Genomic DNA, 26,643 nt, shown 5'->3' with positions numbered 1-26,643 from the left:
GCTCTCCGACCGACCCCGCCGTTCCCGCAGTCGCTCCGCTCCCGGCCGGCCCCGCCGTTCCCGCAGCCGTCCCGCTCTCCGACCGACCCCGCCGTTCCCGCAGTCGCTCCGCTCCCGGCCGGCCCCGCTCATCGCCCCGCGTCCCCTCCACCGTAAGTCGCAGAACTCGGATCTTGTTTTATGTGGGAATGCGTTGTAACGTGTGGGAAATCCAACGGAGGGCACAACGGTGTACGCAACGGAGCGGCAGCAACTCGTCGAACGGCTCCTCGCCGACGACGGCAGGGTGAGCGTCGTCGAGCTCGCCCGTCGGTTCGACGTCACGACCGAGACCGTGCGCCGCGACCTCGACCAGCTCGAGTCCGCCGGCCTCCTGCGCCGGGTGCACGGCGGGGCCGTCGCCGCCGACCGGGTCAGCACCGCCGAGCCGTCCCTGAGCGACCGCGTCCAGCAGCACGGGGCGGCGAAGACCGCGATCGCCCGCCGCGCGCTCGACGCCCTCGGCGCAGGCTTCCGCGGCTCGCTCTTCCTCGACGCGGGCACCACCACGGCCGCCGTCGCCACGCGCCTCGTCGAGCGCACCGCGCCCACCGCGCCGGCCGCCGACCGCCTCGACCCGAGCGGCATCGGCGTCGTCACCCACGCCGTCGTCGTCGCCGCCCAGCTCGCCCCGGCGCTCGCCGAGGCGCCCGGTCTCGCGCTCACCGTGCTCGGCGGCCGCGTGCGCGGGCTCACCGGGGCCGCGGTCGGCGCCGAGACCGTGCGCGCGATCGAGCAGCTGCGCCCCGACGTCGCGGTGATCGGCACCAACGGCGTCGCCGCGGGCTTCGGGCTGAGCACGCCCGACTCCGACGAGGCCGCCGTCAAGAGCGCGATCGTGCGCAGTGCGCGCCGCGTGGTGGTGGTCGCCGACGCCGACAAGCTCGGCCGCGAGCTGCTCGTCGGCTTCGCCCGCCTCGACGAGATCGACGTGCTCGTCACGGACGGGCATCCCGATGCCGCCCTGGCCGCCGCCCTCGCCGAGGCCGACGTGGAGGTGTGGCGCGCATGATCGTCACCCTCACCGCCAACCCCGCGCTCGACCGCACCATCACTCTGCTCGCCCCGCTCCGTCCCGGCGAGGTGCAGGCTGCGTCCTCCGTGCGCGAGGACGCGGGCGGCAAGGGCGTCAACGTCGCCCGCGCGATCGCCGCCGCCGGGCAGCAAGCCCTCGCGGTGCTGCCCCTCGCCGAGCACGACCCCTACGCCGTGCCGCTGCGGGCCGCGGGCGTCGACGCGCGGTGCGTTCCCGTGCACGGGGCCGTGCGGGCGAACCTCACGATCGCCGACCCCGCGGGCGAGACGACCAAGCTCAACCTCAGCGGCTCGCCGATGACCGATCAGGATGCCCGCGCCCTCGTCGCGGCCGTCGTCGACGCCTGCGCGGGGGCGCGCTGGCTCGTGCTCGCGGGCTCGCTGCCCCCCGGTGCCGCCGACGACTTCTACGTGCGCGTCGTCGACGCCGTGCGCGCGGCCTACGGCGGGTCCGCCCCGCGGGTGGCCGTCGACACCTCCGGCCCCGCCCTGCGCGCCGTGATCGACGCCGGGCTCGCCGACCTCGTCAAGCCCAACGACGAGGAGCTCGCCGAGCTCGTCGGCACCGCCCTGCCGGAGCCCGAGGGGGAGACCTCCGACGAGGCGGCGCACGCCGCGGCCGACGCCGCCGTGCTCGCGGTCGCCCGCGAGCTCGTGCCCGTCCGAGCGCGGGCGGCGCTCGTGACCCTCGGATCCCGCGGCGCTCTGCTCGTCACCGCGGACGGCGCCTGGGCCGCGCGCGCCCCGCGCATCCGCCTCGCCTCGACCGTCGGCGCGGGCGACAGCTCGCTCGCCGGATACCTGCTCGCCGAGAGCGCCGGCGCCGATGAGCCGCTGCGGCTGCGCACCGCCATCCGCTACGGCGCCGCGGCCGCCGCCCTCCCCGGCACGCAGCCGCCCGCGCCCCACGATCTGCCGGCCGACGATCTCGTCGTCCACCGGCTCGCCTGAACCCTCGCCGCAGCAGCGCCGCGGCATCCGCATCCCGCATCGCACCGACAGCGTCACCGCACCGACAGCCCCACCGCACCGACAGCACCACCCCATCCGTGCAGCATCCCATCGACCGCAGGAGGTCAGCATGTCCCCGATGATCACGCGAGAGCTGGTGAGTCTCGACGTCGCCCTGGGCGACGACAAGGCCGCCGTCATCCGCTCCCTCGCCGAGCGGGTGGTCGCGCAGGGCCGCGCGACCGACGCCGGCGCCCTGTTCGACGACGCCTGGGCGCGAGAGCAGCAGGATGCCACCGGCCTGCCCGGCGGAATCGCCATCCCGCACGCCAAGAGCCCGGCCGTCACCGAGCCCGCGCTGGTGTTCGCCCGGCTCGCCCCCGCCGTCGACTTCGGAGCGGCCGACGGCCCCTCCGACCTCGTGTTCCTCATCGCGGCCCCGGCGGATGCCCCGCAGGCGCACCTCGCCGTGCTCTCGAAGCTCGCCCGCAGCCTCATGCAGGACGACTTCACCGCGAGCCTGCGCGCCGCGACCGACGACGACGCCGTCGTCGCGATCGTCGCCGAGGCGATCGGTGAGGGCGCTCCGGCACCCGCAGGTGCACCGAGCGCGACGTCGACGCCCGCCGCCGCGGCTCCGGCCGCCACCGCCGGGGCCGGCGCCGACCCCGCCCGTCACGTCGACGGCCGCCCCGCCCGCATCGTCGCGGTGACGGCCTGCGCCACCGGCATCGCCCACACCTTCATGGCCGCCGACGCGCTCACCGCCGCCGGCACGCGGGAGGGCGTCGAGCTCGTCGTCGAGCCGCAGGGCTCGAGCGGCTACCAGGCCTTGCCGCGCGAGGTCATCGAGGCCGCCGACGCCGTCATCTTCGCCACCGACGTCGACGTGCGCGAGCCGCAGCGGTTCGCGGGCAAGCCCGTCGTGCGCTCCGGCGTCAAGCGCGGCATCGAGCAGCCCGTGCAGCTCATCGACGAGGCGCTCGCCGCCGCGCGCGACCCGCGCGGGGAGCGGGTCGCCGGCACCGCCGACGCGGGAGCCGCGACGACGGCCGCCGCCTCGGAGTCGTTCGGGCGCCGCATCCAGCGCATCCTGCTGACCGGCATCAGCTACATGATCCCGTTCGTCGCCGGCGGCGGTCTGCTCATCGCCCTCGGCTTCGCGCTCGCGGGGTACACGGTCACCGACAACGCGGCGACGATCATCATCGACAACTCGCTCTGGAACCTGCCGACCCCGACCGACGGCCTCTCCCTCGGTCCGCTCGGCCTCTACCTGGGCTCCGTCTTCTTCATGATCGGCGCGACGTCGATGGGCTTCCTCGTCTCGGCGCTCGCGGGCTACATCGCCTTCGCCATCGCCGACCGGCCCGGCATCGCTCCGGGCTTCGTCGCCGGCGCCGTCGCCGTTCTCATGAACGCCGGCTTCATCGGCGGCATCATCGGCGGTCTGCTCGCCGGTCTGGTCGCGCTCTGGCTGGCGCGCCTGCCGGCGCCGCGGTGGCTGCGCGGTCTCATGCCCGTCGTGATCATCCCGCTCATCGCCTCGATCGCGGCATCCGGCCTCATGGTGCTCGTGCTCGGGCGCCCCATCGCGGCGCTGATGACCGGTCTGAGCGAGTGGCTCGACGGCCTCGCCGGATCCTCGGGCATCGTGCTCGTGGGCGTCATCCTCGGCCTCATGATGTGCTTCGACCTCGGCGGCCCGGTCAACAAGGTCGCCTACGCCTTCGCCACCGCCGGGCTCGCCGCCGCCTCGGCCGACGCGACGACCCCGTACCTCATCATGGGCGCCGTCATGGCGGCGGGCATGGTGCCGCCGCTCGCGATGGCGTTCGCCTCGACCGTCCTCGCGCGCTCCGCCTTCACGCCCGTCGAGCGCGAGAACGGCAAGGCCGCCTGGCTGCTCGGCGCCGCCTTCATCAGCGAGGGGGCCATCCCCTTCGCGGCGGCCGACCCGCTGCGGGTCATCGCCGCCTCGATGGCGGGCGGAGCGGTCACCGGCGCGCTCTCGATGGCCTTCGGCGTGCAGTCGCTCGCGCCCCACGGCGGCGCGTTCGTCTTCTTCGCCATCACGCCGTTCCTCGGCTTCGTCGTCGCGATCCTCGCCGGAACCGTCGTCACCGCGCTCATCGTCGTCGCGCTCAAGCGCTGGACGCGCCGTCCGGTCGAGCAGACCGCGGCGCCCGCTCCGGCGCTGGCGGGCGCGGCGGCCTGAGCGGCGGAGGCGCCTCGCCCATCCGCCGTCCATCGAATTCCGCACCACCGACCCTGGAGGACCCCATGGTTCAGAAGCAGGCGACCATCGCCAGCAGCGCCGGACTGCACGCCCGCCCCGCGAAGCTCTTCGTCGAGGCCGTGCAGAGGACGGGCATCCCCGTCACGATCGCGGCCGAGGGAGGCCCGGCGCTCAATGCCGGCAGCATCCTGTCGCTCATGGGGCTCGGCGCGGAGAAGGGCACCGTCGTCACCCTCGAGGCCGAGGGAGCCGGCGCGGAGGAGGCGCTCGACGGTCTCGTGGCGTTCCTCGAGACCGATCACGACGCGGTCTGAGGCGCCGCCGATCGGCTGACACGACGCACGACGGCCCCGGCACCCCGCTCGATGAGCGAGGGCCGGGGCCGTCGGTGCGCTGCTGCGGCGTGGCAGCGCGCGGTCTAGCTCGCGAGGAAGGCGAGCAGCGCCTCGTTGACCTCGTCGGCGTGGGTCCACAGCAGGCCGTGCGGGGCGCCCTCGATCTCGACGTAGGTCGCGCTCGGCAGGGCCTTCGCGAACAGGCGCCCGGTGGCATCGATGGGCAGGATGTTGTCGGCCGTGCCGTGCAGGATGAGCGCCGGCACGTCGATGGCCGGGATGTCGCCGCGGAAGTCCGTCGGCCAGCTCAGGGGCGCGGCGGCGGCGGCCACGGCGCCGGATCGGCTCGCGGTGATCCAGCTGGCGTGCACCGCCTGCTCGCTGATGCGCGAGCCGAGGTTCTCGTCGAGGTTGTAGAAGTTCTTCAGGAACCCCTCGAAGTAGGCGTAGCGGTCGGCCTTCACGTCGGTGACGATGCCGTCGAAGAACTCCTGCGGCGCGGCGCCCTCGGGGTTGTCCTCGGTCTTGAGCAGGTAGGGCTCGAGCGATCCGAGGAACGCGGCCTTCGCCACGCGGGCGCTGCCGAAGGTGCTGAGGTAGCGGGCGATCTCGCCGGTGCCCATCGAGAAGCCGGCGAGCACGACGTCGTTCAGGTCGAGGGTCGTGAGCAGAGCATCCAGGTCGGCGGCGAAGGTGTCGTAGTCGTAGCCGGTGGAGGGCTTGCTCGAGGAGCCGAATCCGCGGCGGTCGTAGGTGATGACGCGGTAGCCCGCGTCGAGCAGAGCGGCGGTCTGCTTCTCCCACGAGGCCCCGTCGAGCGGGTAGCCGTGGATGAGGACGACGGCCTGGCCGCTGCCCTGATCCTCGTAGTGCAGCTCGATCGGCTGGCTGTTCTCTTCTCCGACGGTGATGCGGGCCATGGCGGCCTCCCTCTCGTAGTGGTGTCGCGCACCGGTCTCCTCGACGCGCACCGGATGAGAACGCACGTTCTCGCCTGGCTATTCCCAGCCTAGAGAACCGCGGTTCTCGCGCCGGGATACTCTGGTGAACATGCAGGCAACACTCATCGACCCCGACCGGCGGATCGTCGTCGAGGCCGCCGACGCCCTGTTCTACTCCCGCGGCTACGGGGCGGTCGGCATGGATGCGGTGCGGGATGCCGCGGGCATCAGCCTGCGCCGCCTCTACGCGCACTTCCCCTCCAAGCAGCGCCTGATCATCGCGGTGCTCGAGCTGCGTCACGAGACGTGGGTGAGCGGGATCCGCGCGCGCGTCGACGCCGCCCCCGCCGGGCGCTCGCGCCTCCTGGCGATCTTCGACTACCTCGAGCTCTGCGCCGCGGTCGGGGACTACCGCGGCTGCGGGTTCATCAACGCCGTCGGCGAGCTCGGCGACGCCCACCCCGAGGTGCTCGAGGTCGCCCGCGCGCACAAGCGCGGGTTCCAGGAGTACGTGGCGGAGCTCGTCGCGCAGGCGGGAGCCGATCCGGCCCTCGCGCCCGGGCTCGCGCTGCTCGCCGAGGGGTCGCAGACCACGGCGGCGATCGCGGGCTCGGTGCAGCCCGTGCGCGATGCGCGGGCGGCGGCGGGCATCCTCATCGACGCCGCGATGCCCGCGAACTGAGGGAGTCTTTCCTCCGACTCGCCCGCGAACGGGGGGATTCGCTCCGGCGCCGCGACTGGTTGGATGGCGAACGGACGGAGTGCCGCGGGGGCCTCGAGCACGTCCTGCCGATCGGAGCAGCATGCCCAGGAAGACGCTCATCGCGCTGATCGCCGGATTCGCCGCCATCCTCGTCGCGATCGTGGGACTCGTGATCGCCGCTCCGATGATCGGAGACTCGCTGTCGGCGCAGGTCGTGGGCGCGAGCCTGCCGAGCGATGACGTCGTCGAGTTCGAGACGAACGCGGCGGGGGAGACCTACGGCAGCGCCGGCGTGCGCGGCACAGTGCCCGACCTGCTCGCGGCGAAGGCCGATGACGGCCGACTCGGATTCGTGCGCGTGAGCGAGCTCGAGCTCGCGCTCAACGTCGCCACCTCCACGAAGAAGACGCGGGAGATCGAGGTCTACGAGTCGGACGGCATCACGGTCGTCGGAGCGCTCACGGTCGACGAGACGATGACGAGCCCGCGCGACGGCCTGAACTGATCGCGGCCGTCGCGCGAGCGGGCGCCGCTAGAGCGCATCGATGCGCGCGAACTCCTCGTCGCTGAGCACGATGGCCGCCGCATCGACGTTCTCGTCGAGGTGCGCGATCGACTTCGTGCCGGGGATGGGCAGCATCGCCGGCGAGCGGCGCAGCAGCCACGCCAGGGCGAGCTGGCTCGGCGTGCTGCCGTGCTCGGCGGCGATCTCGGCGAGCGGGCTGCCCTCGCCCGAGAGCTCCCCGGTGGCGAGCGGGAACCACGGGATGAACCCGATGCCGTTCGCCTCGGCGTAGTCGAGCACTCCCTCCGCCTCACGGGTGGTCAGGTTGAACAGGTTCTGCACGCTCGCGATGGGCGCGATGGCGCGGGCGGCCTCGATCTCGTCGACGCTCACCTCCGACAGGCCGATGTGCCGCACCTTCCCCTCCTCCTGCAGGGCCTTCAGCTCGCCGATCTGGTCCTCGAGGGGCACCTGCGGGTCGATGCGGTGCAGCTGCAGCAGGTCGAGGCGCTCGACGCCGAGGTGGCGCAGGTTCAGCTCGGTCTGCTGGCGCAGGTACTCGGGGCGGCCCACGGGCACCCACTCGCCCGGGCGGGGTCGGGTCAGGCCGACCTTCGCGGCGATGACGATGTCATCGGCGTAGGGGTGCAGGGCCTCGCGGATGAGGCCGTCGGTGACGAAGGGGCCGTAGGCGTCGGCGGTGTCGATGAGGGTCACGCCGCGCTCGACGGCGCGGCGCAGCACGGCGATGGCGCCGGCCCGGTCGGCGGGGTCGCCGAAGACGCCCTCGCCGGTGAGCTGCATGGTGCCGTAGCCGAGGCGCACGACGGGCAGATCCCCGCCGATCGTGTAGGTGCCGGATGCGGATGCGGTGAGATCGGTGGTGTCGGTCATGACAGGGGGGAACGCCGTGCCCCCTGCCCGGCATTCCGCCCCGAGCCGATCGCGGCAGGTCGACCGGTGGGCCCCGTGGGGCTCGAACCCACGACCCGCGGATTAAAAGTCCGCTGCTCTACCGACTGAGCTAGAGGCCCGCAACGGCACCAGCGTACCCTTGATGCAATGGCCGCCGAGTTCTCCAAACCCACCCACTACTGGGGCGACAAGTTCGACTCCTTCGAGGGCGGCGTCGACCCGGCCAGCATCCTGCGCACGGCCCGCGAGACCGCCCACGCCCTGCTCGAGCGGGGCCGGGCGAGCGACGACCCCGACGTCATCGAGCGCCTCGTCACCTACACCGACGAGCACGGCATCGACGCGATCGCCGAGCTGTGGGCGCGGTCGAGCGCGCGCAGCCTGCCGGGGGCGCTCTGGCGCATCTACCTGCTGCGGCTCGTCATCCGGCAGGATCGCGAGGGCACGGCCTTCCTCTTCCAGCGCGGCGCCGAGCGGCTCTCCTCCATCGACACCGTCATCGCCGGGGCCCCGAGCCCCACCGGCCCTGACGAGATCATCGAGCTCGCCGACCGCATCCTCCGCGGCGCCTTCACGGGCGACTTCGCGATCGCCCTCGACCGCGCGGCCTCCTTCGCCCGCATCCTCGCGGCGGGATGCACGAGCCTCGCCGACGATGCCGACCCCGTCGATGCGGCCAGGGCCACCGAGCTCACCCTCCGGGCGTCGCGGTACGCGCTCACGGCCGACGAGCTCACCGCCTGCGCCCGTCTGCACCGCGCCGACAGCCTCGACTAGTCCGCCGGCGAACCGGCCGGCGCCGCGTCGCCCTGAGCGAACGCTCCATGCCGGGCGCACGTCCCTCGGTAGACTCGTCTCCGCCGGGCCGCAGTAACCCCGGGCTCCACAATTAGCCGCTTCGAGCGGCCTCGCGCCGAGAGGCGTTCTGCGGCCCGGTTCTTCTCTGCCCGGGCGCTGGTCACCCGCGCCGGGCATCCCGCCATCGCGCCGTCCGGCTGCCCCGCCATCGCGCCGTCGCCAAGCCGACGATCGGCCTCTCGACTGCCGCGAACCTGACAGTCAGCTGGGGGACGGTCGAATCCCCAAACCGCCTCGGGGGCGGTGCCGAACCGGCTGCATGACCCACACAGACCGAGTCCGGCAGAGCCGACTCCTCGCGATCCTCGCGATTCCGGCTGCGCTCATCGTGCTCTCCGGTTGCGCGGGAGGCCCCACCGGAGGCGCCCCGTCGACCGAGAGTTCGTCGAGCCAGCCCGAGTCCGGTGACGGCGGAGAGACGGCCGAGCAGGGTGACGACGAAGTGATCACGATCGGGCTGGAGTTCATGCCCGAGACGATCACCGTCCCCGTCGGCACCACGGTCACGTGGACCAACGGCGAGACCATCGGGCACACGATCACCTCGGGTGCCTGGGGCGACGTCAACGAGAGCACCGGCCTTCGGGGCAGCCAGACGCCCGACGGCCTGTTCGACCACAAGCTGGCCGCCATGGGCAGCGAGGGCGACAGCTTCTCGTACACGTTCGATGAGGCGGGCGAGTTCCCGTACTACTGCCAGCCGCACCTGACCATGAACGCCATGGTCATCGTGGAGGGCTAGTTCAGGCTCGTCGCACGACCGCAGTACCGCACTACCGCACTACCGCAGACCATCTGCACCAGCACCGCACCATAACCGCACCGCATCACTCTCATCCAAGGAGAAACATCATGCGCAAGATCACCGCTTTCGCGGGCCTCGGCCTCGCCGCCGCCCTCGTCCTCACCGGCTGCTCGGCTCCCGCCGACGAGCCCGCCGAGGAGCCCACGGCCGAGATGGAGATGGACGAGGAGACCGCTGCGGTCGACACCGTCAACAGCGACGGCGCCGGCCTGCGCGCCACCGTCCAGGGCCTCCTGTACGACCACGTCTACCTCGCCGCTGCCGCGATCGACCAGGCGCTCGCCGACGGTGGCGACCTCACCACCGAGGACGTCCAGGCTGCCGTCGCCACGCTCGACGAGAACTCCGTCGAGGTCGCGGCCGCCATCGGCAGCGTGTACCCCGACGCCGAGCAGCCCTTCCTCGACTCGTGGCGCTCGCACATCCCGTTCTTCGTCAACTACACCGTTGGCAAGGCGACGGGCGACCAGGCCGCTGTCGACCAGGCCGTCAGCGACCTCGGCGGCTACGCCGTCTCGTTCGGCGAGCTCATCAACTCCGTCGTCCCCGAGCTGCCCGCCGAGGCCGTTCAGGGCGAGCTCGAGATGCACGCCACGTCGCTCCTCGCGGCGATCGACGCCAACATCGCGGGCGACCCGGCCTACTTCGGTCTCCTCAAGGAGGCCGCGAGCCACATGTCGATGACCGCTCTCGCCCTCTCCGGTGGCATCGCCGCCAACGCGGGCATCGAGTAACCAGCACTGCTCTCCACGTCGTGACGTGGAACTGATCGGATGAGCGCCGGGCGGGGGATTCCCCGCCCGGCGTTCGCCGTATCGGGATGCCCGAGCCGGGCATCCCGACCTCACACCGTCGCCCGTCCTCTCGCGGGCACCCGCACCACCCCCTCGACCTCGAAAGGCCGACCATGTCCGCAGCACGTTGGATCCTCATCGCTCTCACCGCACTCGCGCTCGTCGTCAACGCGGTGATCCACCTGCAGCTCGCCGGCCCCTTCGACGCCATCACCGGCACGCTGATCGGCCAGGGCTGGCTGTTCCGCATCCAGGCGATCGTCAACATCGCCGTCGCGATCCTGCTCATTGTCGTCCGCCGCCCCTGGGTGGCCGTTGCGGCCGCGGTCGTGGCCGCGGGCGGGCTCGCCCTCATCCTCATCACCGTGGCCGTGCCGCTCGACCTGACCGCGCTCGGCCTGCCGGTGCTGTTCGAGCCGCTGTGGTACCCGCAGAAGACGATCGCCGCCATCGTGCAGGCGCTCGCGATCGTGACGGCCGCCGTGCTCATCGGCGCTCTGCGTCGCGCCGCCGCGCCGGAGGCTCGCCGGAAGTTGTGATGCGCACCTGGAATAGTGGGGCGGGTGAGTCTTGAACATGGATCGGATGCCGTCGACGCCGATGGCGCGGCGTCGGCAGCCGTCCCCGCCGCGTCGGCCCCTACCGACCTCGATCGCCGGGCGCGCGAGCTCCTCGAGCGCGTCGCCCAGGGGGACCAGGCCGCGTTCAGCAGCCTTTACGACCTCATCGCGCCCCGCATGCTCGGGCTCGTGCGCCACGTCCTGCGCGATCACTCGCAGTCGGAGGAGGTCACCCAGGAAGTTCTCCTGGAGATCTGGCAAACCGCTACCCGGTTCGATCCGAACAAGGGTAAGGCGGTGACGTGGATGCTCACGATGGCCCATCGTCGTGCGATCGACCGCGTGCGCAGCTCGCAGTCGTCGCGCGACCGTGACACCCGGATCGGGATCCGCGATCTGGACCGGGAGTTCGATTCGGTCAGCGAGAACGTCGAGATCCGCCTGGAGCACGAGATGGTTGCGAAGGCCATGACCCGGCTGACCGACCTGCAACGACAGGCTGTGGAGCTCGCCTATTACGGCGGGTACTCGCACAGTGAGGTGGCAGCAATGCTCAGCGTGCCGATCGGCACGGTGAAGACGAGATTGCGCGACGGCATGATCCGCCTGCGCGAGGAGATGGGGGTGACGACGTGAGCCGACCCGACCCGAGCTCCGCCGCCCACGAGGGCGGCGCACCCGGCGCTGCCGAATCCGAGTTCGCGATGACCGAGTTCGACGACATGCAGTACGACGACGAGCTCAGCGATACCGCGACCGCGCTGGGCCTCGCCCTGCCGCCGGTCGCGCCGGGCCCCGCCATGAAGGCGCAGCTGATGGCCCGTGTGGCCAGCACGCCGCAGCTGCCCGCCGTCGAGGCCGCTCCGGTCGTCGGCCGCGCCGAGCGCGCGGCTCGCGCCCGCTGGTTCCAGCGTCCGGCAGCCGTGCTCACCGCTGCCGCGGCGGCCGTGGCGCTCTTCGCCGCCGGCGTGGTGGCCGGGGGAGCGCTCGCGCCCTCCGCGACCGACGAGCAGCAGCTCGCCGCGATCGTCGCGGCCCCCGATGTCAGCACCACCGCCGCCGGGGTGACCGGCGGCGGATCGACGACCCTGGTGAGCTCCGCGAGCCTCGGCGTCTCGGCGATGGTGTTCGACGGCCTGCCGACGCTCTCGAGCGACGAGGCCTACGCCCTCTGGTACATCGACGCTGAAGGCACCGCTGATGCGGCCGGCCTGTTCTCCACCGGTTCCGACGACACGGTCGTCGCCGTGCTGGACGGCACCTTCGAGCCCGGCACGGTCGTCGGCGTCACGGTCGAGCCGTCGGGCGGCAGCCCCGCACCGACGACGCAGCCGCTCGTCGTCATCGCCACCGAGGCCTGACGCCCGCGCGTCCGGTGGACGCGCTCCACGACCCCGCACGGCAGAACCCCGGCACCGAGAGGTGACCGGGGTTCTGCCGTTCTCATCCCTCGTCCGCGAGGGAGTGCCGCGGGATCAGCCGAACTTGCCCGAGACGTAGTCCTCGGTCGCCTGCACGCTCGGGTTCGAGAACATCGTGGCGGTGTCGTCGTACTCGATGAGCTTGCCCGGCTTGCCGGTTCCCGCGATGTTGAAGAACGCCGTGCGGTCGCTCACGCGCGAGGCCTGCTGCATGTTGTGGGTCACGATGACGATCGTGTAGTCCTTCTTGAGGTCCTCGATGAGGTCCTCGATGGCGAGCGTCGAGATCGGGTCGAGGGCCGAGCACGGCTCGTCCATGAGGATGACCTCCGGCTCCACCGCGATCGCCCGCGCGATGCACAGGCGCTGCTGCTGGCCGCCCGAGAGGCCCGAGCCCGGTCGGTCGAGACGGTCCTTGACCTCGTTCCAGAGGTTCGCGCCCTGCAGCGACTTCTCGACGAGCTCGTCGGCGTCGGTCTTGCTGATGCGGGTGTTGTTGAGCTTGACCCCCGCGAGCACGTTGTCGCGGATCGACATGGTGGGGAACGGGTTCGGTCGCTGGAAGACCATGCCGACCTGGCGGCGGACGAGCACGGGGTCGACGCCGGGGCCGTAGAGGTCGCTTCCGTCGACGAGCACCTCGCCTTCGACGTAGGCGCCCGGGATGACCTCGTGCATGCGGTTGAGCGTGCGGATGAAGGTCGATTTGCCGCAGCCGGAGGGGCCGATGAAGGCCGTGACGCTGCGGGGCTCGATGACCATGCTGACGTCCTCCACGGCCTTGAACTTGCCGTAGTAGACGTTGAGGTCGTTGACTTCGATGCGCTTGGACACGGGGTGCGGGTTTCCTATCCGGTTGTTCGGCTCAGCGGCCGAGCTTCGGGGCGAACTGGCGGGCGATGAAGCGGGCGAGCAGGTTGAGGATCATGACGATGAGGATGAGCGTGAGCGCACCGGCCCACGCGCGATCCAGGTACGCCTGGGCGTCCGTGCCCTGCGAGATGTACGAGGTGTAGACGAAGACCGGGAGGGACTGCATGCGGCCCTCGGTCAGGTCGTAGTTGAGGTTGTTCGTGAAGCCGGCGGCGATCAGCAGCGGGGCGGTCTCGCCGATCACGCGAGCGATCGACAGCATGATCCCCGTCGTGATGCCGGCGATCGAGGTCGGCAGGACGACCTTGAGGATCATGAGCCACTTCGGAACACCGAGGGCGAACGCCGCTTCGCGCAGCTCGTTCGGCACGAGGCGCAGCATCTCCTCCGAGGAGCGCACGACCACGGGGATCATGAGCACGGCGAGCGCCATCGCGCCGGCGAGGCCCAGACGCTCTCCCGGGCCGAGCAGGGCGCTGAACACGGCGTAGGCGAACAGGCCGGCGACGATCGAGGGGATGCCCGTCATGACGTCGACGAAGAACGTGATCGACCGCGCGAGACGGCCGCGGCCGTACTCCACGAGGTAGATCGAGGTCATGAGCCCGATCGGGATGGAGATGAGCGCCGCGGTGCCGGTCATGAGCAGCGTGCCGACGATCGCGTGCACGGCGCCGCCGCCCTCGCCGACGATGTTGCGCATCGAGAAGGTGAAGAACTCCAGGTCGAAGCGGGGGAGCCCGTTGCTGACGACGGTGAAGACGAGCGAGATGAGCGGCAGCAGCGCGATGACGAACGCCAGGACGACGAGGCTCGTGACGAGCCGGTCGATCGACTGCCTGCTGCCCTCCACCATGCGCGAGACGACGACCAGCACCGCGGTCGAGAGCACGAAACCGAAGAAGACGGTGCCGACGATGCTGAAGTCGCTGCCGTCGGAGGCGGCGACGAGCGCGAAGATCGCGGCGAAGGTGGCGATGCTCGCCAGCAGGATGACCCACGGCGACCAGCGGGGGAGTCGACCGGAGGAGTAGACGTTGAGAGGGTCGCCCTGCGTGCTGGGGCGGCGATCGAGCGTGGTGGTCATCAGTTGGCTCCCGAGAAGTCCTTGCGGCGATTGACCACGATGCGGGCGATCGCGTTGACGACGAGCGTGATGGCGAAGAGCACGAGCCCCGTGGCGATGAGCACCGAGACGTTGTCGCCGTAGGCCTCGGGGAACGAGAGCGCGATGTTCGCGGCGATGGTGGAGGGGTTGATCGAGCTGATGACGTTGAAGGTGATGACGCCCGTGGCCGACAGCACCATCGCGACCGCCATCGTCTCGCCGAGCGCGCGGCCGAGGCCCAGCATGACGGCCGAGATGATGCCCGCGCGACCGAAGGGCAGCACGGCGATGCGGATCATCTCCCAGCGGGTGGCGCCGAGAGCGAGCGCCGCCTCCTCGTGCAGCACCGGGGTCTGCAGGAAGACCTCGCGGCACAGGGCCGTGATGATGGGGAGCACCATGACCGCGAGGACGATGCCCGCCGTGAGGACGGTGCGGCCGGTGCCCGAGGGAGGACCGGCGAAGAGCGGGATGAACGAGAGGTTCTCCCAGAGCCAGGTGTACGCGGGCTGGATCGCCGGGGCGAGGACGTTGCCGCCCCACAGGCCGAAGACGACCGAGGGGACCGCGGCCAGCAGGTCGATGACGTAGCCGAGCGACTGCGCCAGGCGGCGGGGCGCGTAGTGCGAGATGAAGAGGGCGATGCCGACGGCGACGGGGACGGCGAGCACGAGCGCGATGACGGCGGCCCAGACCGTTCCGAAGACGAGGGGGACGACGTACTCGACGAAGGAGGCGCCGCCGAGGATCCCGAGCTCGTCGGCCGGGACGGTCACGGCGGGGACGCTCTGGATGACGAGGAACGCGGCGACGAGGGCCAGCGTGGCGAGGATGAGAGAACCGGCGATGAGGGCGGCGCCGGAGAAGATCCTGTCGCCGGGGCGCTGCTTCGCTGCGATTCTGGGCGGGGTTCCCAGTGCGGTCATCAGTTCGGGTCCTCGCTCGATTCGGTTCGGAGTGCGGGGGTGTTGTGATCGGCCGGGGGGATCCCCCGGACAGTCTGCCGGGCGCGAGTGCCTCGCACAATGCAAGAGGCGCCCGCGCCCGGCAGGGCGTGCTGTTCTGCTTAGCTGATCAGCTCGACGGCGGCGGTGGCCCGCTCGCGCAGCTGGTCGGAGATCGGCGCGGAGCCGGCGGCCTCGGCGGCGGCCTGCTGGCCCTCCTCCGAGATGATGTACTCGAAGTACGCCTTCACCAGCTCGGCGTCGGCGGCCTCCTGGTACTCGACGCAGGCGATGAGGTAGCTCACGAGCACGACGGGGTAGACGCCCGAGGCGTCGGTCGCGCGGTCGAGCTCGATGGCGAGGTCGCCCTCGCCGCGGCCCTCGACGAACGCCGAGGCGTCGACGATGGCGGCAGCGGCCTCGGGCGAGAACGGAACGTACTCCTCGCCGACCTTCACGGCGACGGTGCCGAGGTCACCGGCGCGCGAGGCGTCGGCGTAGCCGATGGTGCCGGTGCCGTTGGTGACGGCGTCGACGACGCCCGAGGTGCCCTGAGCGGCCTCACCGGACTCGAAGGGCCAGACGCCGTCGGGCTCCTCGGTCCAGACCTCGCCCGCGGCCTCGAAGAGGTAGCCGGTGAAGTTCTCGGTGGTGCCCGAGTCGTCGGCGCGGTGCACGGGGGTGATGGCGAGGTCGGGGAGCTCCGCGTCCTCGTTCTGCGAGGCGATCGCCTCGTCGTTCCAGTTGGTGATCGTGCCGGCGAAGATGCCGGCGATCGTCGCCGCGTCGAGGTTGAGCGAGTCGACGCCCTCGAGGTTGAAGATGACGGCGATGGGCGAGACGTAGGCGGGGATCTCGACGATGCCGGCCTCGGGGACGCAGGCGCCGAACTCGCCGGCGGCGACCTCTTCGTCGTTGAACGCGCGGTCGGAGCCCGCGAAGGCGGCCCCGCCGGCGATGAAGGTGTCGCGACCCGCGCCGGAGCCGGAGGGGTCGTACTCGACGGTGACCTCGGGGTTGGTGCCCTGGAACGCGGCGACCCAGGCCTCCTGGGCCGACTGCTGCGAGGAGGCGCCAGCGCCCACGAGGGTGCCCGTGAGGCTGCTGGAGTCGTCGGTGGTGCCGCCGTCGGTGGCGCCGGTCTCGTTCGCGGCGCAGCCGCCGAGGAGGAGGGCCGAGGCGGCGAAGATGGCAGCGACGCTGCCCGCACGCTTGTTGATCACTGTGTGGTCCCTTCGGGGATCGGAATCATGATGTGCGCGACGCAAGGGGTGCCGCACGCTGAGTGACGCTACGAGCGGGTAGTGACCAACGTCGTCCCAGAGGGTGAACGGGAGGTTAACGGGGCACCAATGGCGGGCGCGGCGCTCCCTGATCGCGCGGGATGCTCAGGCGACCGCGGGCGCGTGCGTCTCGACGGCGACCAGTCGCGGTCCGGACTCGCCGGGCGCGAAGTGCATGACGGTGAACTCCCCCGTCGCGAGGGCGGCGCTGCGTCGGAGATCGCCGTCGATCGCGACGCCGCCGAGGGATGCCGCAGCGCCGATGATCTGCGGGATCACCGGCCCGTGCGAGCACAGCACGGCCGTCAGGCCCTTGGCCAGGCGCTTGGTCACGACCGCCTCCACCCGTGAGCCGTCGGAGGCGTAGGCGTCCTGGCTGATGCTCTCGGAGGCCTTGATGTCGAGCCCGGTGAGCGCCGCGGTCGGGCCGATGGTCGAGAGGCAGCGGACCGCGGACGACGACAGCAGCTTCTCGGGGCCGTAGGCGGCGATGCCGCCGGCCACCGAGACCGATTGCTCGAGCCCGTGGTGCAGCAGCGGCCGGGTGCGATCCGGGCCGTCCCACTGCTCGTGCGGCATGGCCTTGCCGTGCCGCAGCACGATGAGCGAGAAGGTGCGGGCGGCGCCGGCCTCGACCTGCGCGGCGAAGCGGTCGAGCACCTCGGCGTCGTGCGGGTAGGTGAGGTGCTTGGCGGCCTTCGCGAGCGGCAGCCATTCGAGGGCGAAGATCTCGCCGTTGGCCTCGTAGCTGTGGCGCTCGGCGGCGCCGGGGTCGACCTCCGCCGACCAGTAGTGCACGACCTTCTGCCGCCCGTTCGGCAGCCGGTACTCCACCGTGCCGAGCGGGGCGCCGAGCTCGACGTCGAAGCCGGTCTCCTCCGCGATCTCGCGCACGGCGGTCTGCGGCAGCGTCTCGCCGGGGTCGACCTTGCCCTTGGGGATGGTGACGTCCTTGTGCTGGGTGCGGTGCACGAGCAGCACGCGCACCTTCCCGTCCACGATCTTCCAGACGACGGCGCCGGCCGCGACGACCGCGGGGCTCATCGCGCCGTCCTCGGGCGGCGCCGGGCGATGATGCCGTTCATGACGACGTTCTGCAGGTCGGCGAGAGGCCGTCCGTGCGAATCGCGGTGGTGGCGCATCCATTCGCCGTCGGGCTGCAGCTGCCACGACGCGGTCGTCGTGCTCATCGAGGTGGTGAAGAGCGCGTCGACCTGCGCGAGGTGCGCGGGCTCCTGCAGGCGCACGAGCGCCTCGACCCGGCGGTCGAGGTTGCGGTGCATCATGTCGGCGCTGCCGATGTAGACCTGCGGGTCGCCGTCGTTCTCGAAGGCGAAGATGCGCGAGTGCTCGAGGTAGCGCCCGAGCACGCTGCGCACGCGGATGTTCTCGCTCAGCCCCTCGCGGCCCGGGGTGAGCGCGCAGATGCCGCGCACGACGATGTCGACGGTCGCGCCCGCGGCGCTCGCCCGGTAGAGCGCATCGATGATCGCCTCGTCCACGAGGGAGTTCACCTTGATGCGGATGCCCGCCGGCTTGCCCTCGAGCGCGTTCTGGGTCTCGGTGCGGATGCTCTTCAGCAGCCCGCGGCGCAGATAGCGCGGCGCCACGAGCAGCCGCTTGTACTTCTTCTCGATCGCGTAGCCCGAGAGCTCGTTGAACAGGCGCGTGAGGTCCTTGCCCACGATCGGGTCGGCGGTGAACAGGCCGAAGTCCTCGTAGATGCGGCTGGTCTTGGGGTTGTAGTTGCCCGTGCCGATGTGCGAGTAGTAGCGCAGGTCGCCGTTCTTCTCCTGCCGCACGACGAGCGCGAGCTTGCAGTGCGTCTTGAGCCCGACGAGGCCGTAGACGACGTGCACGCCCGCCTTCTCGAGCTTGCGGGCCCACTCGATGTTGTTCTGCTCGTCGAAGCGCGCCTTGATCTCGACGAGGGCGAGCACGGCCTTGCCGGCCTCGGCCGCATCGATGAGCGCCTCGACGATGGGGCTGTCGCCGCTCGTGCGGTACAGCGTCTGCTTGATCGCGAGCACGTTGGGGTCGCGGGCCGCCTGCTCGAGGAAGGCCTGCACGCTCGTGGCGAAGGACTCGTAGGGGTGGTGCACGAGCACCTCGCCGCGCTGCAGGGCGCGGAAGACGTCGGGCTGCGCGTTCGGCTCGCTCGGCTGCAGCTCGAGCGGCGTGACGGGCACGTGCTTCGGGAACTTCAGGTGCGGCCGGTCGAGCTTCGAGATCTCGAACAGGCCCCCGAGGTCGAGCGGCGCGGGCAGGCGGTAGACCTCCTGCTCGGTGATGCCGAGCTCGCGCACGAGCAGGCCGAGGGTCACGTCGTCCATGTCGTCGGTGATCTCGAGGCGGATGGGAGGGCCGAAGCGCCGCCGCAGCAGTTCGCGCTCGAGCGCCTGGATGAGGTTCTCGCTCTCGTCCTCCTCGATCTCGACGTCCTCGTTGCGGGTGACGCGGAACTCGTGGTGCTCGAGGATCTCCATCCCCGGGAACAGCTGGTCGAGGTGGTTGGAGATGAGGTCCTCGAGGGTGAGGAACCGCACGCGCCCCGAGCCGTCATCCGGCAGCTGCACGAAGCGCGGCAGCACCTGCGGCACCTTGAGGCGGGCGAACTCGACCTTCTCGGTCTTGGGGTTGCGCACGCGCACCGAGAGGTTGAGCGAGAGCCCCGAGATGTACGGGAAGGGGTGCGCCGGGTCGACGGCGAGCGGCATGAGCACCGGGAAGATCTTCTGCGAGAAGATGCGGTCGATCTGGTGGCGGTCGTCCTCGTCGAGATCGGCCCAGGTCTCGATGTGGATGCCCGCGTCATCGAGCTCGGGCTTGACGAGGTCGTGCAGCACGGCGATGTGGCGGTGCTGCAGCTCGAGCGCGATGCGGTTGATGTCGGCCAGCACGTCCTGAGGAGCCCGGCCGATGTTGGTCGGCACGGCGAGGCCCGTGACGATGCGGCGCTTGAGGCCGGCGACGCGCACCATGAAGAACTCGTCGAGGTTCGAGGCGAAGATCGCGAGGAAGTTCACCCGCTCGAGCAGCGGCACCGCCGGGTCCTCCGCGAGCTCGAGCACGCGCTGGTTGAAGCGCAGCCAGCTCAGCTCGCGGTCGAGGTAGCGGTCGGCGGGCAGCGTCTCGTCGGCGACGTCGTACTCGTAGTCGTCGTCGAGGAAATCGCCGCCGACGCCGCCGTCGACCTGGTAGTCGGATTCGGTGCGGGGGGTGTCCTCGTCCTGCATCGGGTCAGTCTGGCATCCCGCGGTCGCCGGCGGGTCACGCGCGGGTTAACGGATCGGACTGCTCGGGTCGGGCATCCCGTCGTCGAGCCGCACGACCGGCGGGGCGGCGTCGTCGACCGCGTGGTCGGCCGGATCCCTCCGCGAGCGACTGGCGAGCAGGAAGGGCAGGGCGACCGTCGAGATCACTCCGCCCCAGAGCAGCGAGGCGCCGTAGCCCGAGACGTCGGCGACGCGGCCGAGGGCGGGCTGGATGCCCACGCCGCCGATGTTGCCGACGAGGGAGTTGAACGACAGCACCGTCGCGCGCTGGGCGGAGGGGATCATGTCGTTGAGGTACGCGCGGCTGGCCGGCGTCGCGATGGAGGAGCTGATGCCCCACAGCGCGAGCAGGCCGATGGCGACGACGAGATTCTGCGTGAGCCCGAACCCGACGAGCACGAGGGCGGAGACGGCCACCGAGAGCAGCAGGAGGGTCGTGCGGCGGCGGAACAGGCGGCGGGCGAGGGGCGCGAGCGCACCGCCGAGGATGGAGGCGCCCGAGATGATCGCGGCGGCGAGGCCCGCGAGGGCGTAGGCGCCCTCGTCGCCGCCGAGCTCGAGCAGGTAGGGCTGAAGGGCGTAGAAGGCGTAGACCCCGACGCCCGCGGTGAACGGCGTCGCGATCATGAGCCAGCGGATCGCCGGTCGTCCGAGCCCGTAGGTGACGGAGGAGCGCATGACCTGCCGGGTCGCGGCGAGCGGGCTCAGACCGCGCACGGGCTCGAAACCGAGATCGCGCATGAGGGCGCCGGCGACGACGATCATGACGACGAGGATGCCGGCGCGCACGAGGAACGGCACGCCGAGGTCGGTGGCCTGCGCCAGCACGCCGCCGGCGACCGAGCCGCTGAGCATGGCGACGCCGCCGACGACCTGCGCCCGGCCGAACACCGTCTCGAGGCTGCCGCGGTACTCGGTGAAGCGCAGGGCGTCGACGAGCCAGGCGTCGACGGCGCCCGAGAAGAACGTGAAGCCCAGGCCGAGCAGCACCGACACGAGCGCCCAGGCCCAGTAGGGCGCCTGCCAGAGCCAGAGCATCCAGTACAGGGCGGTCGTGGCGGCGAGCGTGACGGTGCCCAGCAGATACGAGGCGCGGCGGCCGACCGTGTCGGCGATGACGCCCGTCGGGATCTCGAAGATCACCATGCCGGCGGTGAAGAAGGCGTTGGCGGCGAAGGCCTCGAGGTTGCTCAGGCCCGCATCGAGCAGGAAGAGCGTGTTGATGCCCCAGATGAACGAGGCGGCGAGCGTGTTGCCGAGCGTGAGCGCGTAGTACGTGCCCTGCACCCTCCGCGCACCGCGGTCGGGGCGGCGCGTCGTCATGACGATCGGGGTCGGCGGCCGGCAGCCATGGCGCTCAGGGTCCGCCTCATGGCTGGGAATCGGCAGAGCGCGCGGCCGGCCGGCCGACGAGCAGCCGCACGACGAGCATCCCGAGCAGCGCGCCGACGAGCTGAGCGCCGATGAAGCCGAGGCCGTCGAGCGGGGCGATGCCGGCGTAGGTGTCGCTCGCCATGCGGCCGATGGTGATGGCGGGGTTCGCGAAGCTCGTCGAGCTCGTGACGAAGTACGCGGCACCGATGTACGCGCCGACGGCGGGCGCGATGACGAGCGGGCGGCGGGCGGCGATGAGCAGCAGGATGACCGCCACGAGCCCCGCGGTCGCGATCACCTCGGCGAGCAGAGTCGGCCCCGAGAGCCGCGCCGTGGTCGCGACCTGCCCGGCCGGCAGCCCGAACTGGAGGTGCGCGACGACCGCCCCGCTGAGGCAGCCGAGCACCTGGGCGCCCGCGTAGGCGAGGGCCTCGCGCGGCGGGAGCTCGCGCCGCAGCGCCATGACGAGGCTCACGGCCGGATTGAGATGCGCTCCGCCGATCGGCGCGAGGCAGGCGATGAGCACGGGGAGCGCCATCGCGGTGACGAGCGCGTTGATGAGCAGCTGCAGGCCGGGCTCGTCGGTGAGCCGGGTGGCCATGATGCCCGAGCCGATGACGGCCATCGCGAGGCCCGCGCTGCCGAGCAGCTCGGCGAGCAGCCTCCGGCGCAGGGCGGGCGGGGCGGGCGCGGCGCTCCCGGGGGCGGTCACGGCGGCGGGCGTCTTCTCGAGCACGTCGCCAGCATAGGCGAATCGGATAGACTCGCATCTATGCGAATGTCGACGGAGAGCGAGGAGCTGCGGCTCGTCTCCGATCCGACGCGCGCGGCGCTGCTGCGCCTGCTGCTCGCCGCACCCGAGGGCCGCGAGACCGTCGGGCGCCTGGCCGAGCTGCTGCAGCTGCGGCAGCCCACGGTCTCGCACCACCTGCGCCTGCTGCACGGGGCGGGCCTGGTCGAGCGCACCCCCGACGGGCGCCGCGCCTTCTACGCGGTGGTGGATGCCCGGCGCGAGCAGCTCGAGGCGCTCATCGCCCCGGCGGCCCCGACCCGCGTGAGCGGGCAGCTGCTGCAGCGCATGATCGGCGACCTCGCCGACCGCTTCGCCGGATCCTTCTCGCGCGAGACGATCGAGCGCTACGTGCTCGAGAGCTACGACCTGCTCGCCGAGCGCGCGCGCATCACCCGCTACCTGCCCTCGCTCACCGCCCGCTTCGCGGCGGATCGCCTGAGTGCTCTCGCGCGCGCCTCGGAGCCGCGGGTCGACGGGGCGCCGCCCGAGGTGCTGTTCGTCTGCGTGCAGAACGCGGGGCGATCGCAACTGGCCGCCGCGATCCTGAAGCATCTCGCCGGCGACCGGGTGCGCGTGCGCACCGCGGGCAGCGCGCCGGCCGAGGCCGTGCGGGGCTCGGTCGTCTCGGCGCTCGACGCGATCGGGGTGCCGCTCGGCGGCGAGTTCCCGAAGCCGCTCACCGACGAGGTGGTGCGCGCGGCCGACGTCGTCGTGACGATGGGCTGCGGCGATGCGTGCCCCGTCTACCCGGGTCGTCGGTACCTCGACTGGGCGGTCGAGGATCCGGTGGGGCGCACCGCCGCCGAGGTGGCCGCGATCCGCGACGACATCGACGGCCGCGTGAGAGCGCTGCTCGCCGAGCTCCTCCCGACGACGGACCCGGTGCTTCCGAAAGTATAGATGCTGGTCTATGCTTTGGATCATGACCGACACCGCGACCCCCACCGTCCTCTTCGTCTGCGTGCACAACGCGGGCCGCTCCCAGATGGCCGCCGGCTACCTCCAGCACCTCGCGGGCGACCGCGTGCAGGTGCTCTCCGCCGGCTCCGCCCCGAAGGATCAGATCAACCCGGTCGCCATCGAGGCCATGGCCGAGGAGGGCATCGACATCGCGCACAACGTGCCGAAGGTGCTCACCGTCGAGGCTGTGAAGGAGAGCGACGTCGTCATCACGATGGGCTGCGGCGACGCCTGCCCGATCTTCCCCGGCAAGCGCTACGAGGACTGGGAGCTCGACGACCCGGCCGGGCAGGGCATCGAGTCGGTGCGCCCCATCCGCGACGAGATCAAGGGCCGCATCCAGACCCTCCTCGCCGAGATCCTGCCCGCCTGATGAGCGCCGCGCCCCTCGAGGTGCCCGATGTCGCGCGCCGCATCGCCGGCCGTCTCGCGCGCCGGTACCGCGGCGTCGTCGGGCCCGAGACCGTGCAGGCCGTCGTCGACGACAGCTACCGCCTGCTCGCGCGCGGGGCGAGGATCACCCGGTTCCTGCCCTCGCTGACCGCGCACTTCGCCGCCGACCGCCTCGCCGCCATCGTGCGGGCCGAGGCGGCCGAGCACGACGGCGTCCCCTCCGTGCTCTTCGTCTGCGTCGAGAACTCCGGCCGCTCCCAGCTCGCCGCGGCCGTGCTGCGCGCGCTCGCCGGCGACGAGGTCGTCGTCATGAGCGCGGGCTCCGACCCGGCAGGGCGCATCATCCCCGCCGTCGCCGAGGTGCTCGACGAGATCGGCGTCCCCGTGGTCGACGAGTACCCGAAGCCGCTCACCGACGACCTCGTGCGCGGCGCCGACTACGTCATCACGATGGGCTGCGGCGACGCCTGCCCCGTGCTGCCGGGGCGGCACTACGAGGATTGGGAGGTGGCCGACCCGGCCGCCTCCGGCCGCGAGGGACTGCGCGCCATCCGGGACGAGATCGTCGAGCGCGTCGAGGCGCTCGTGGCGGGCATCCGCGAACCGGCGGTCGGAGCGCGCGGCTGAGATGACGGCGGGCCGGAGCCCTAGGCCTGCAGCTGCGAGACCTCGGGCTCGTCCTCGTGCAGGGTGAAGCGGTAGCCGACGTTGCGCACGGTGCCGATGAGCGACTCCATGTCGCCGAGCTTCGCGCGAAGGCGCCGCACGTGCACGTCGACCGTGCGCGTGCCGCCGAAGTAGTCGTAGCCCCAGACCTCGCTGAGCAGCTGCTCGCGGGTGAAGACGCGGCTGGGATGCCCGGCGAGGAATCGCAGCAGCTCGAACTCCTTGAACGTGAGGTCGAGCGTGCGGCCGTGCACCTTGGCCGAGTAGCTCGCCTCGTCGATGACGACGCCGGAGGCGCGGATCGTGCTCGCCCCCGCGGCATCGCGGGTCTGGCGGCCGATCGCGAGCCGCAGCCGGGCATCCACCTCGGCGGGCCCCGCGGTGTCGAGCATGACGTCGTCGATGCCCCACTCGGCGTTGACGGCCGTGAGGCCGCCCTCGGTGAGCACGACGATGATGGGCGAGCCCGCGCCGGTCGCGGTGAGGATCTTGCACAGGCCCTTCGCCGCGGCGAGATCGAACCGCGCGTCCACGAGGATGGCGTCGGCCGGCGGCGCGCCGACGAGCGCGGCCGGCTCGGCGGGGATCGCACGAGCACGGTGGCTGAGCAGACCGAGCGCGGGGAGAACGTCGGCGTTCCCCTGCGAGGTCAGGATCAGAAGCTGGGCCACTCGTCCTCCAGGGTGTTCTGGCCAGTGTAGCCGCGCCCTAGCATGGGGTCATGTCGCGCACCCTGGCCACCGCACTGCCGGTCTGGCTCGCCGTCGTCGGGGGCGTGATCGCCCTGCTGCTGCTCGTCGAGGCCGATGAGCGGGCCGGCTCGCTCGCGGTCATCGCGGCGGGCGCGGTGCTGCTCACCTTCCTCATCCAGGTCAGCCTGCAGACGAAGGAGGGACTGGTGCGCCGGATGCTCGTCACGGTGACGGGCATCATCCTGCTCATGGCGCTCGCCTCCGGGCTCATCCTCATCCTCGCGGGCGTAGGATGAGGTCATGCTGCTCGCGCTAGAAATCTTCTTCCTCGGACTCCTGGGGCTCGCGTCGCTCGCCATCGGCGGCGTCTCGCTCGTGGTGCTGCGCAACCTCTACCGCGGCCAGCGCTAGGGCCAGCACCCAGCCGTGTTCTCCCTCGACACGACCCTGCCCGCCGAGCTCGTCCCCCTCTCGTGGCTCATCGGAGTCTGGGAGGGCACCGGCGTCGTCCACTACGACGACGCGGGCACCGTGCGCGAGCACGAGTTCGGCCAGCGCGTGAGCTTCAGCCACGACGGCCAGCACTACCTCAACTACTCCTCCACCACGTGGCTGCTCGACGAGAGCCAGACGCCGCTCAACGCCGAGGCCGGCTACTGGCGTCTGCACCGCCCCGCGCAGCCCGGCGACCCGGGCCCGGGCATGCTGCCGGGCGTCGGCGCCGCGCCCTACCCCGACGCCGAGGCGGTCGAGACCCTGCGCCGCCCCGACGGCGCCTTCGAGGTCGAGGTGGCGGTCATCCACCCCGGCGGCGTCAGCGAGCTCTACCTCGGCACCGTCGGCGGGGCCCGCATCGACCTGCAGACCGACGCCGTCATGCGCTCGGCGAGCGCCAAGGAGTACGCCGCGGCCACGCGCCTCTACGGACTCGTCGACGGCCGCCTGCTGTGGGCGTGGGACATCGCCGCGCTCGGCAACGACCTGCGCACGCACGCCTCGGGAACGCTGAACCGCGTTGAGTGAGTCGTCGGCGCTGGCCTCCCCGCTCCTGACGCTCCCCGGTGCCGTCGCCGGTCCCGCCGGTACGGCCGACCACTACGGCGAGCCCGTCGCCGAGCAGCGGATGCTCGAGCAGGGCCGCGCGATCGTCGACCTCTCCGACCGCGGCGTCGTCACCGTCACCGGCCCCGACCGCCTGAGCTGGATCGACTCGCTCACCTCGCAGGCGGTCGCGACGCTCGAGGCCGGAGGCAGCGCCGAGACGCTGCTGCTCGACCCCCAGGGCCGGCTCGAGCACAGCATCCGCCTCATCGACGACGGCGTCACCACCTGGATGCTCGTCGACGCCGCGCAGGCCGCGCCGCTCGCGGCCTGGTTCGACCGCATGCGCTTCATGATGCGCGTCGAGGTCGCCAACGTCAGCGCCGAGTGGGCGACACTCGGGCAGCTGCTGCCCGCCGACGCCGCCCTGCTGGTCGAGCCCGCCGCCCCGAACGGGCAGCCGCTGCTGTGGCGCGACCCCTGGGTCGCCGTGCGCGACGGCGGCTGGCAGTACGCCGCCGCCGAGGGGCACCCGGCCGCGGGCTACGCGGCCGTCGAGCTGCTGGTGCCGCGATCCGAGCTGCCGGCGCTCGCCGAGCGGGTGCGCAGCGGCGAGGTCGCCGTGGCCGGCGCGCTCGCGCTCGAAGCGCTGCGCGTGGCCGCCTGGCGGCCGCGCCTGAACGACGCCGATGAGCGCAGCATCCCGCACGAACTGGACTGGCTGCGCTCGGCCGTGCACCTGTCGAAGGGCTGCTACCGCGGGCAGGAGACGGTGGCGAAGGTGCACAACCTCGGCCACCCGCCGCGCCGGCTCGTCATGCTGCACCTCGACGGCTCCGCCTCGGTGCTGCCCGAGCCCGGCTCGGCGGTGCTCGCCGGCGACGTCGAGGTCGGCCGCCTCACCTCGAGCGCCCGCCACCACGAGCTCGGGCCGATCGGTCTCGCCGTCGTCAAGCGCTCCCTCGACGAGGCCGCGCCGCTGACCGTGCCCGCCGTCGTGCGCGACGCCGAGGGCTCGCCGACCGACGAGGTCGTGCCCGTCGCCGCGGCGCAGCAGACGATCGTGCCGCCGACCGCGGGGGCGACCGCCGGGGTGCCGCGCATCCCCCGCCTCGGCGCCGTGCGGCGCTAGAGCCGTGC

At 72.0% G+C, this 26,643-nt stretch carries 29 protein-coding genes and 1 tRNA gene; 18 read left to right on the top strand and 12 right to left on the bottom strand.

Going from position 1 to position 26,643, the window contains the following annotated elements:
• The first annotated feature begins 229 nt into the window (after positions 1-229).
• The 4 genes from OVN18_RS02925 to OVN18_RS02910 all read left to right on the top strand — a co-directional run bounded on the left by OVN18_RS02925 (position 230) and on the right by OVN18_RS02910 (position 4,578).
• On the top strand, positions 230-1,051 hold the full coding sequence (locus OVN18_RS02925) for a DeoR/GlpR family DNA-binding transcription regulator (RefSeq protein WP_267781793.1): 822 nt from the start codon (positions 230-232) through the stop codon (positions 1,049-1,051).
• Positions 1,048-2,025, top strand: coding sequence for a 1-phosphofructokinase family hexose kinase (locus tag OVN18_RS02920; protein ID WP_267781792.1), 978 nt, complete (start codon positions 1,048-1,050; stop codon positions 2,023-2,025). The genes OVN18_RS02925 and OVN18_RS02920 overlap by 4 nt, the downstream gene beginning before the upstream one ends.
• A 130-nt stretch (positions 2,026-2,155) precedes the next feature.
• Positions 2,156-4,243: a PTS fructose transporter subunit IIABC gene (locus OVN18_RS02915; protein ID WP_267781790.1), complete on the top strand. Its 2,088-nt coding sequence runs from the start codon at positions 2,156-2,158 to the stop codon at positions 4,241-4,243.
• Positions 4,244-4,308: 65 nt separating this feature from the next.
• Positions 4,309-4,578 (top strand): HPr family phosphocarrier protein, encoded by a 270-nt coding sequence (locus OVN18_RS02910; protein ID WP_267781789.1) that lies wholly within the window; start codon positions 4,309-4,311, stop codon positions 4,576-4,578.
• Between the two features lie 104 nt (positions 4,579-4,682).
• On the opposite strand, the gene OVN18_RS02905 is transcribed toward OVN18_RS02910, so the two are convergent.
• Positions 4,683-5,519, bottom strand: a complete 837-nt coding sequence (locus OVN18_RS02905) for an alpha/beta fold hydrolase (protein WP_267782879.1) — start codon at positions 5,517-5,519, stop codon at positions 4,683-4,685.
• 130 nt (positions 5,520-5,649) lie between these two features.
• Between OVN18_RS02905 and OVN18_RS02900 the strand changes: the two genes are divergently transcribed.
• Both OVN18_RS02900 and OVN18_RS02895 read left to right on the top strand, forming a co-directional pair.
• Positions 5,650-6,222 (top strand): TetR/AcrR family transcriptional regulator, encoded by a 573-nt coding sequence (locus tag OVN18_RS02900; protein WP_267738071.1) that lies wholly within the window; start codon positions 5,650-5,652, stop codon positions 6,220-6,222.
• 121 nt (positions 6,223-6,343) lie between these two features.
• Positions 6,344-6,748, top strand: coding sequence for a hypothetical protein (locus OVN18_RS02895; protein WP_267738070.1), 405 nt, complete (start codon positions 6,344-6,346; stop codon positions 6,746-6,748).
• 27 nt (positions 6,749-6,775) lie between these two features.
• On the opposite strand, the gene OVN18_RS02890 is transcribed toward OVN18_RS02895, so the two are convergent.
• A complete protein-coding gene (locus OVN18_RS02890; protein WP_267781788.1) occupies positions 6,776-7,642 on the bottom strand; it encodes an aldo/keto reductase in 867 nt (288 codons plus the stop codon).
• 67 nt (positions 7,643-7,709) lie between these two features.
• A tRNA-Lys gene (locus OVN18_RS02885) sits at positions 7,710-7,782 on the bottom strand.
• 28 nt (positions 7,783-7,810) lie between these two features.
• On the opposite strand from OVN18_RS02885, the gene OVN18_RS02880 reads away from it, so the two are divergent.
• The 6 genes from OVN18_RS02880 (at position 7,811) to OVN18_RS02855 (ending at position 12,041) form a co-directional block, all read left to right on the top strand.
• Positions 7,811-8,440, top strand: a complete 630-nt coding sequence (locus OVN18_RS02880; RefSeq protein ID WP_267781787.1) for a DNA-directed RNA polymerase subunit beta — start codon at positions 7,811-7,813, stop codon at positions 8,438-8,440.
• Positions 8,441-8,780: 340 nt separating this feature from the next.
• On the top strand, positions 8,781-9,263 hold the full coding sequence (locus OVN18_RS02875; protein WP_267781786.1) for a cupredoxin domain-containing protein: 483 nt from the start codon (positions 8,781-8,783) through the stop codon (positions 9,261-9,263).
• Between the two features lie 110 nt (positions 9,264-9,373).
• Entirely contained in the window at positions 9,374-10,060 is a 687-nt protein-coding gene (locus OVN18_RS02870; protein ID WP_267738064.1) for a hypothetical protein, read from the top strand.
• Positions 10,061-10,233: 173 nt separating this feature from the next.
• Positions 10,234-10,659, top strand: a complete 426-nt coding sequence (locus tag OVN18_RS02865; RefSeq protein WP_267738062.1) for a hypothetical protein — start codon at positions 10,234-10,236, stop codon at positions 10,657-10,659.
• A 24-nt stretch (positions 10,660-10,683) separates the two neighbouring features.
• A complete protein-coding gene (gene sigK / locus OVN18_RS02860) occupies positions 10,684-11,316 on the top strand; it encodes an ECF RNA polymerase sigma factor SigK (RefSeq protein ID WP_267781785.1) in 633 nt (210 codons plus the stop codon).
• Positions 11,313-12,041, top strand: coding sequence for an anti-sigma factor (locus OVN18_RS02855; RefSeq protein WP_267781784.1), 729 nt, complete (start codon positions 11,313-11,315; stop codon positions 12,039-12,041). Before sigK ends, OVN18_RS02855 begins: the two co-directional genes overlap by 4 nt.
• Before the next feature lie 114 nt (positions 12,042-12,155).
• Here the strand turns inward: OVN18_RS02855 and pstB are convergent, their stop codons facing one another.
• From pstB to OVN18_RS02815, 8 genes are all read right to left on the bottom strand, one after another.
• Positions 12,156-12,935: a phosphate ABC transporter ATP-binding protein PstB gene (gene pstB, locus OVN18_RS02850; RefSeq protein WP_267738058.1), complete on the bottom strand. Its 780-nt coding sequence runs from the start codon at positions 12,933-12,935 to the stop codon at positions 12,156-12,158.
• A 31-nt stretch (positions 12,936-12,966) separates the two neighbouring features.
• Positions 12,967-14,061, bottom strand: a complete 1,095-nt coding sequence (gene pstA, locus OVN18_RS02845; protein ID WP_267781782.1) for a phosphate ABC transporter permease PstA — start codon at positions 14,059-14,061, stop codon at positions 12,967-12,969.
• Positions 14,061-15,008, bottom strand: a complete 948-nt coding sequence (gene pstC / locus OVN18_RS02840) for a phosphate ABC transporter permease subunit PstC (protein ID WP_267781781.1) — start codon at positions 15,006-15,008, stop codon at positions 14,061-14,063. The genes pstA and pstC overlap by 1 nt, the downstream gene beginning before the upstream one ends.
• Before the next feature lie 140 nt (positions 15,009-15,148).
• Positions 15,149-16,249 carry a phosphate ABC transporter substrate-binding protein PstS gene (locus OVN18_RS02835; protein WP_267781779.1) on the bottom strand — a complete coding sequence of 367 codons (1,101 nt, stop codon included), beginning with the start codon at positions 16,247-16,249 and terminating at the stop codon, positions 15,149-15,151.
• Between the two features lie 165 nt (positions 16,250-16,414).
• Complete coding sequence (locus OVN18_RS02830; RefSeq protein ID WP_267781778.1) at positions 16,415-17,353, bottom strand: NUDIX hydrolase; 939 nt, start codon at positions 17,351-17,353, stop codon at positions 16,415-16,417.
• Entirely contained in the window at positions 17,350-19,545 is a 2,196-nt protein-coding gene (locus tag OVN18_RS02825; RefSeq protein ID WP_267738054.1) for an RNA degradosome polyphosphate kinase, read from the bottom strand. Before OVN18_RS02825 ends, OVN18_RS02830 begins: the two co-directional genes overlap by 4 nt.
• Before the next feature lie 45 nt (positions 19,546-19,590).
• The gene (locus OVN18_RS02820; protein ID WP_267781777.1) at positions 19,591-20,907 is read right to left on the bottom strand and encodes an MFS transporter; all 1,317 of its coding nucleotides are present in this window, start codon (positions 20,905-20,907) and stop codon (positions 19,591-19,593) included.
• Between the two features lie 46 nt (positions 20,908-20,953).
• Positions 20,954-21,694, bottom strand: a complete 741-nt coding sequence (locus OVN18_RS02815) for an aquaporin (RefSeq protein WP_267781776.1) — start codon at positions 21,692-21,694, stop codon at positions 20,954-20,956.
• Positions 21,695-21,730: 36 nt separating this feature from the next.
• Here OVN18_RS02815 and OVN18_RS02810 point away from each other — a divergent pair, with 36 nt between their 5' ends.
• The 3 genes from OVN18_RS02810 to OVN18_RS02800 are packed head-to-tail and all read left to right on the top strand — an operon-like array spanning position 21,731 to position 23,731.
• A complete protein-coding gene (locus tag OVN18_RS02810; protein ID WP_267781775.1) occupies positions 21,731-22,651 on the top strand; it encodes a metalloregulator ArsR/SmtB family transcription factor in 921 nt (306 codons plus the stop codon).
• 22 nt (positions 22,652-22,673) lie between these two features.
• The gene (locus OVN18_RS02805) at positions 22,674-23,084 is read left to right on the top strand and encodes an arsenate reductase ArsC (protein WP_267738050.1); all 411 of its coding nucleotides are present in this window, start codon (positions 22,674-22,676) and stop codon (positions 23,082-23,084) included.
• On the top strand, positions 23,084-23,731 hold the full coding sequence (locus OVN18_RS02800) for an arsenate-mycothiol transferase ArsC (RefSeq protein WP_267781774.1): 648 nt from the start codon (positions 23,084-23,086) through the stop codon (positions 23,729-23,731). Before OVN18_RS02805 ends, OVN18_RS02800 begins: the two co-directional genes overlap by 1 nt.
• A gap of 20 nt (positions 23,732-23,751) precedes the next feature.
• Here the strand turns inward: OVN18_RS02800 and OVN18_RS02795 are convergent, their stop codons facing one another.
• Positions 23,752-24,441, bottom strand: a complete 690-nt coding sequence (locus tag OVN18_RS02795) for a winged helix-turn-helix transcriptional regulator (protein ID WP_267738047.1) — start codon at positions 24,439-24,441, stop codon at positions 23,752-23,754.
• A gap of 50 nt (positions 24,442-24,491) precedes the next feature.
• Between OVN18_RS02795 and OVN18_RS02790 the strand changes: the two genes are divergently transcribed.
• The 3 genes from OVN18_RS02790 to ygfZ all read left to right on the top strand — a co-directional run bounded on the left by OVN18_RS02790 (position 24,492) and on the right by ygfZ (position 26,635).
• Positions 24,492-24,758 (top strand): hypothetical protein, encoded by a 267-nt coding sequence (locus tag OVN18_RS02790; protein WP_267738046.1) that lies wholly within the window; start codon positions 24,492-24,494, stop codon positions 24,756-24,758.
• A gap of 130 nt (positions 24,759-24,888) precedes the next feature.
• Positions 24,889-25,485 carry an FABP family protein gene (locus OVN18_RS02785; RefSeq protein WP_267781772.1) on the top strand — a complete coding sequence of 199 codons (597 nt, stop codon included), beginning with the start codon at positions 24,889-24,891 and terminating at the stop codon, positions 25,483-25,485.
• A complete protein-coding gene (ygfZ, locus tag OVN18_RS02780) occupies positions 25,478-26,635 on the top strand; it encodes a CAF17-like 4Fe-4S cluster assembly/insertion protein YgfZ (RefSeq protein ID WP_407666056.1) in 1,158 nt (385 codons plus the stop codon). Before OVN18_RS02785 ends, ygfZ begins: the two co-directional genes overlap by 8 nt.
• Positions 26,636-26,643 lie beyond the last annotated feature (8 nt).

It is taken from the genome of Microcella daejeonensis (genome assembly GCF_026625045.1).
Taxonomy (GTDB): Bacteria; Actinomycetota; Actinomycetes; order Actinomycetales; family Microbacteriaceae; genus Microcella; species Microcella daejeonensis.
This window is presented reverse-complemented; position numbering and strand designations above follow the sequence as displayed.

Coding starts and splice junctions, on each gene's coding strand:
- OVN18_RS02805 (WP_267738050.1), top strand. CDS start 22,674: ATGACCGACACCGCGACCCCCACCGTCCTCTTCGTCTGCGTGCACAAC.
- OVN18_RS02910 (WP_267781789.1), top strand. CDS start 4,309: ATGGTTCAGAAGCAGGCGACCATCGCCAGCAGCGCCGGACTGCACGCC.
- OVN18_RS02895 (WP_267738070.1), top strand. CDS start 6,344: ATGCCCAGGAAGACGCTCATCGCGCTGATCGCCGGATTCGCCGCCATC.
- OVN18_RS02915 (WP_267781790.1), top strand. CDS start 2,156: ATGTCCCCGATGATCACGCGAGAGCTGGTGAGTCTCGACGTCGCCCTG.
- OVN18_RS02920 (WP_267781792.1), top strand. CDS start 1,048: ATGATCGTCACCCTCACCGCCAACCCCGCGCTCGACCGCACCATCACT.
- OVN18_RS02900 (WP_267738071.1), top strand. CDS start 5,650: ATGCAGGCAACACTCATCGACCCCGACCGGCGGATCGTCGTCGAGGCC.
- OVN18_RS02825 (WP_267738054.1), bottom strand. CDS start 19,545: ATGCAGGACGAGGACACCCCCCGCACCGAATCCGACTACCAGGTCGAC.
- pstA (WP_267781782.1), bottom strand. CDS start 14,061: ATGACCACCACGCTCGATCGCCGCCCCAGCACGCAGGGCGACCCTCTC.
- OVN18_RS02905 (WP_267782879.1), bottom strand. CDS start 5,519: ATGGCCCGCATCACCGTCGGAGAAGAGAACAGCCAGCCGATCGAGCTG.
- OVN18_RS02800 (WP_267781774.1), top strand. CDS start 23,084: ATGAGCGCCGCGCCCCTCGAGGTGCCCGATGTCGCGCGCCGCATCGCC.
- OVN18_RS02810 (WP_267781775.1), top strand. CDS start 21,731: ATGCGAATGTCGACGGAGAGCGAGGAGCTGCGGCTCGTCTCCGATCCG.
- OVN18_RS02865 (WP_267738062.1), top strand. CDS start 10,234: ATGTCCGCAGCACGTTGGATCCTCATCGCTCTCACCGCACTCGCGCTC.
- OVN18_RS02890 (WP_267781788.1), bottom strand. CDS start 7,642: ATGACCGACACCACCGATCTCACCGCATCCGCATCCGGCACCTACACG.
- OVN18_RS02830 (WP_267781778.1), bottom strand. CDS start 17,353: ATGAGCCCCGCGGTCGTCGCGGCCGGCGCCGTCGTCTGGAAGATCGTG.
- OVN18_RS02820 (WP_267781777.1), bottom strand. CDS start 20,907: ATGACGACGCGCCGCCCCGACCGCGGTGCGCGGAGGGTGCAGGGCACG.
- OVN18_RS02790 (WP_267738046.1), top strand. CDS start 24,492: ATGTCGCGCACCCTGGCCACCGCACTGCCGGTCTGGCTCGCCGTCGTC.
- OVN18_RS02875 (WP_267781786.1), top strand. CDS start 8,781: ATGACCCACACAGACCGAGTCCGGCAGAGCCGACTCCTCGCGATCCTC.
- OVN18_RS02870 (WP_267738064.1), top strand. CDS start 9,374: ATGCGCAAGATCACCGCTTTCGCGGGCCTCGGCCTCGCCGCCGCCCTC.
- OVN18_RS02880 (WP_267781787.1), top strand. CDS start 7,811: ATGGCCGCCGAGTTCTCCAAACCCACCCACTACTGGGGCGACAAGTTC.
- pstC (WP_267781781.1), bottom strand. CDS start 15,008: ATGACCGCACTGGGAACCCCGCCCAGAATCGCAGCGAAGCAGCGCCCC.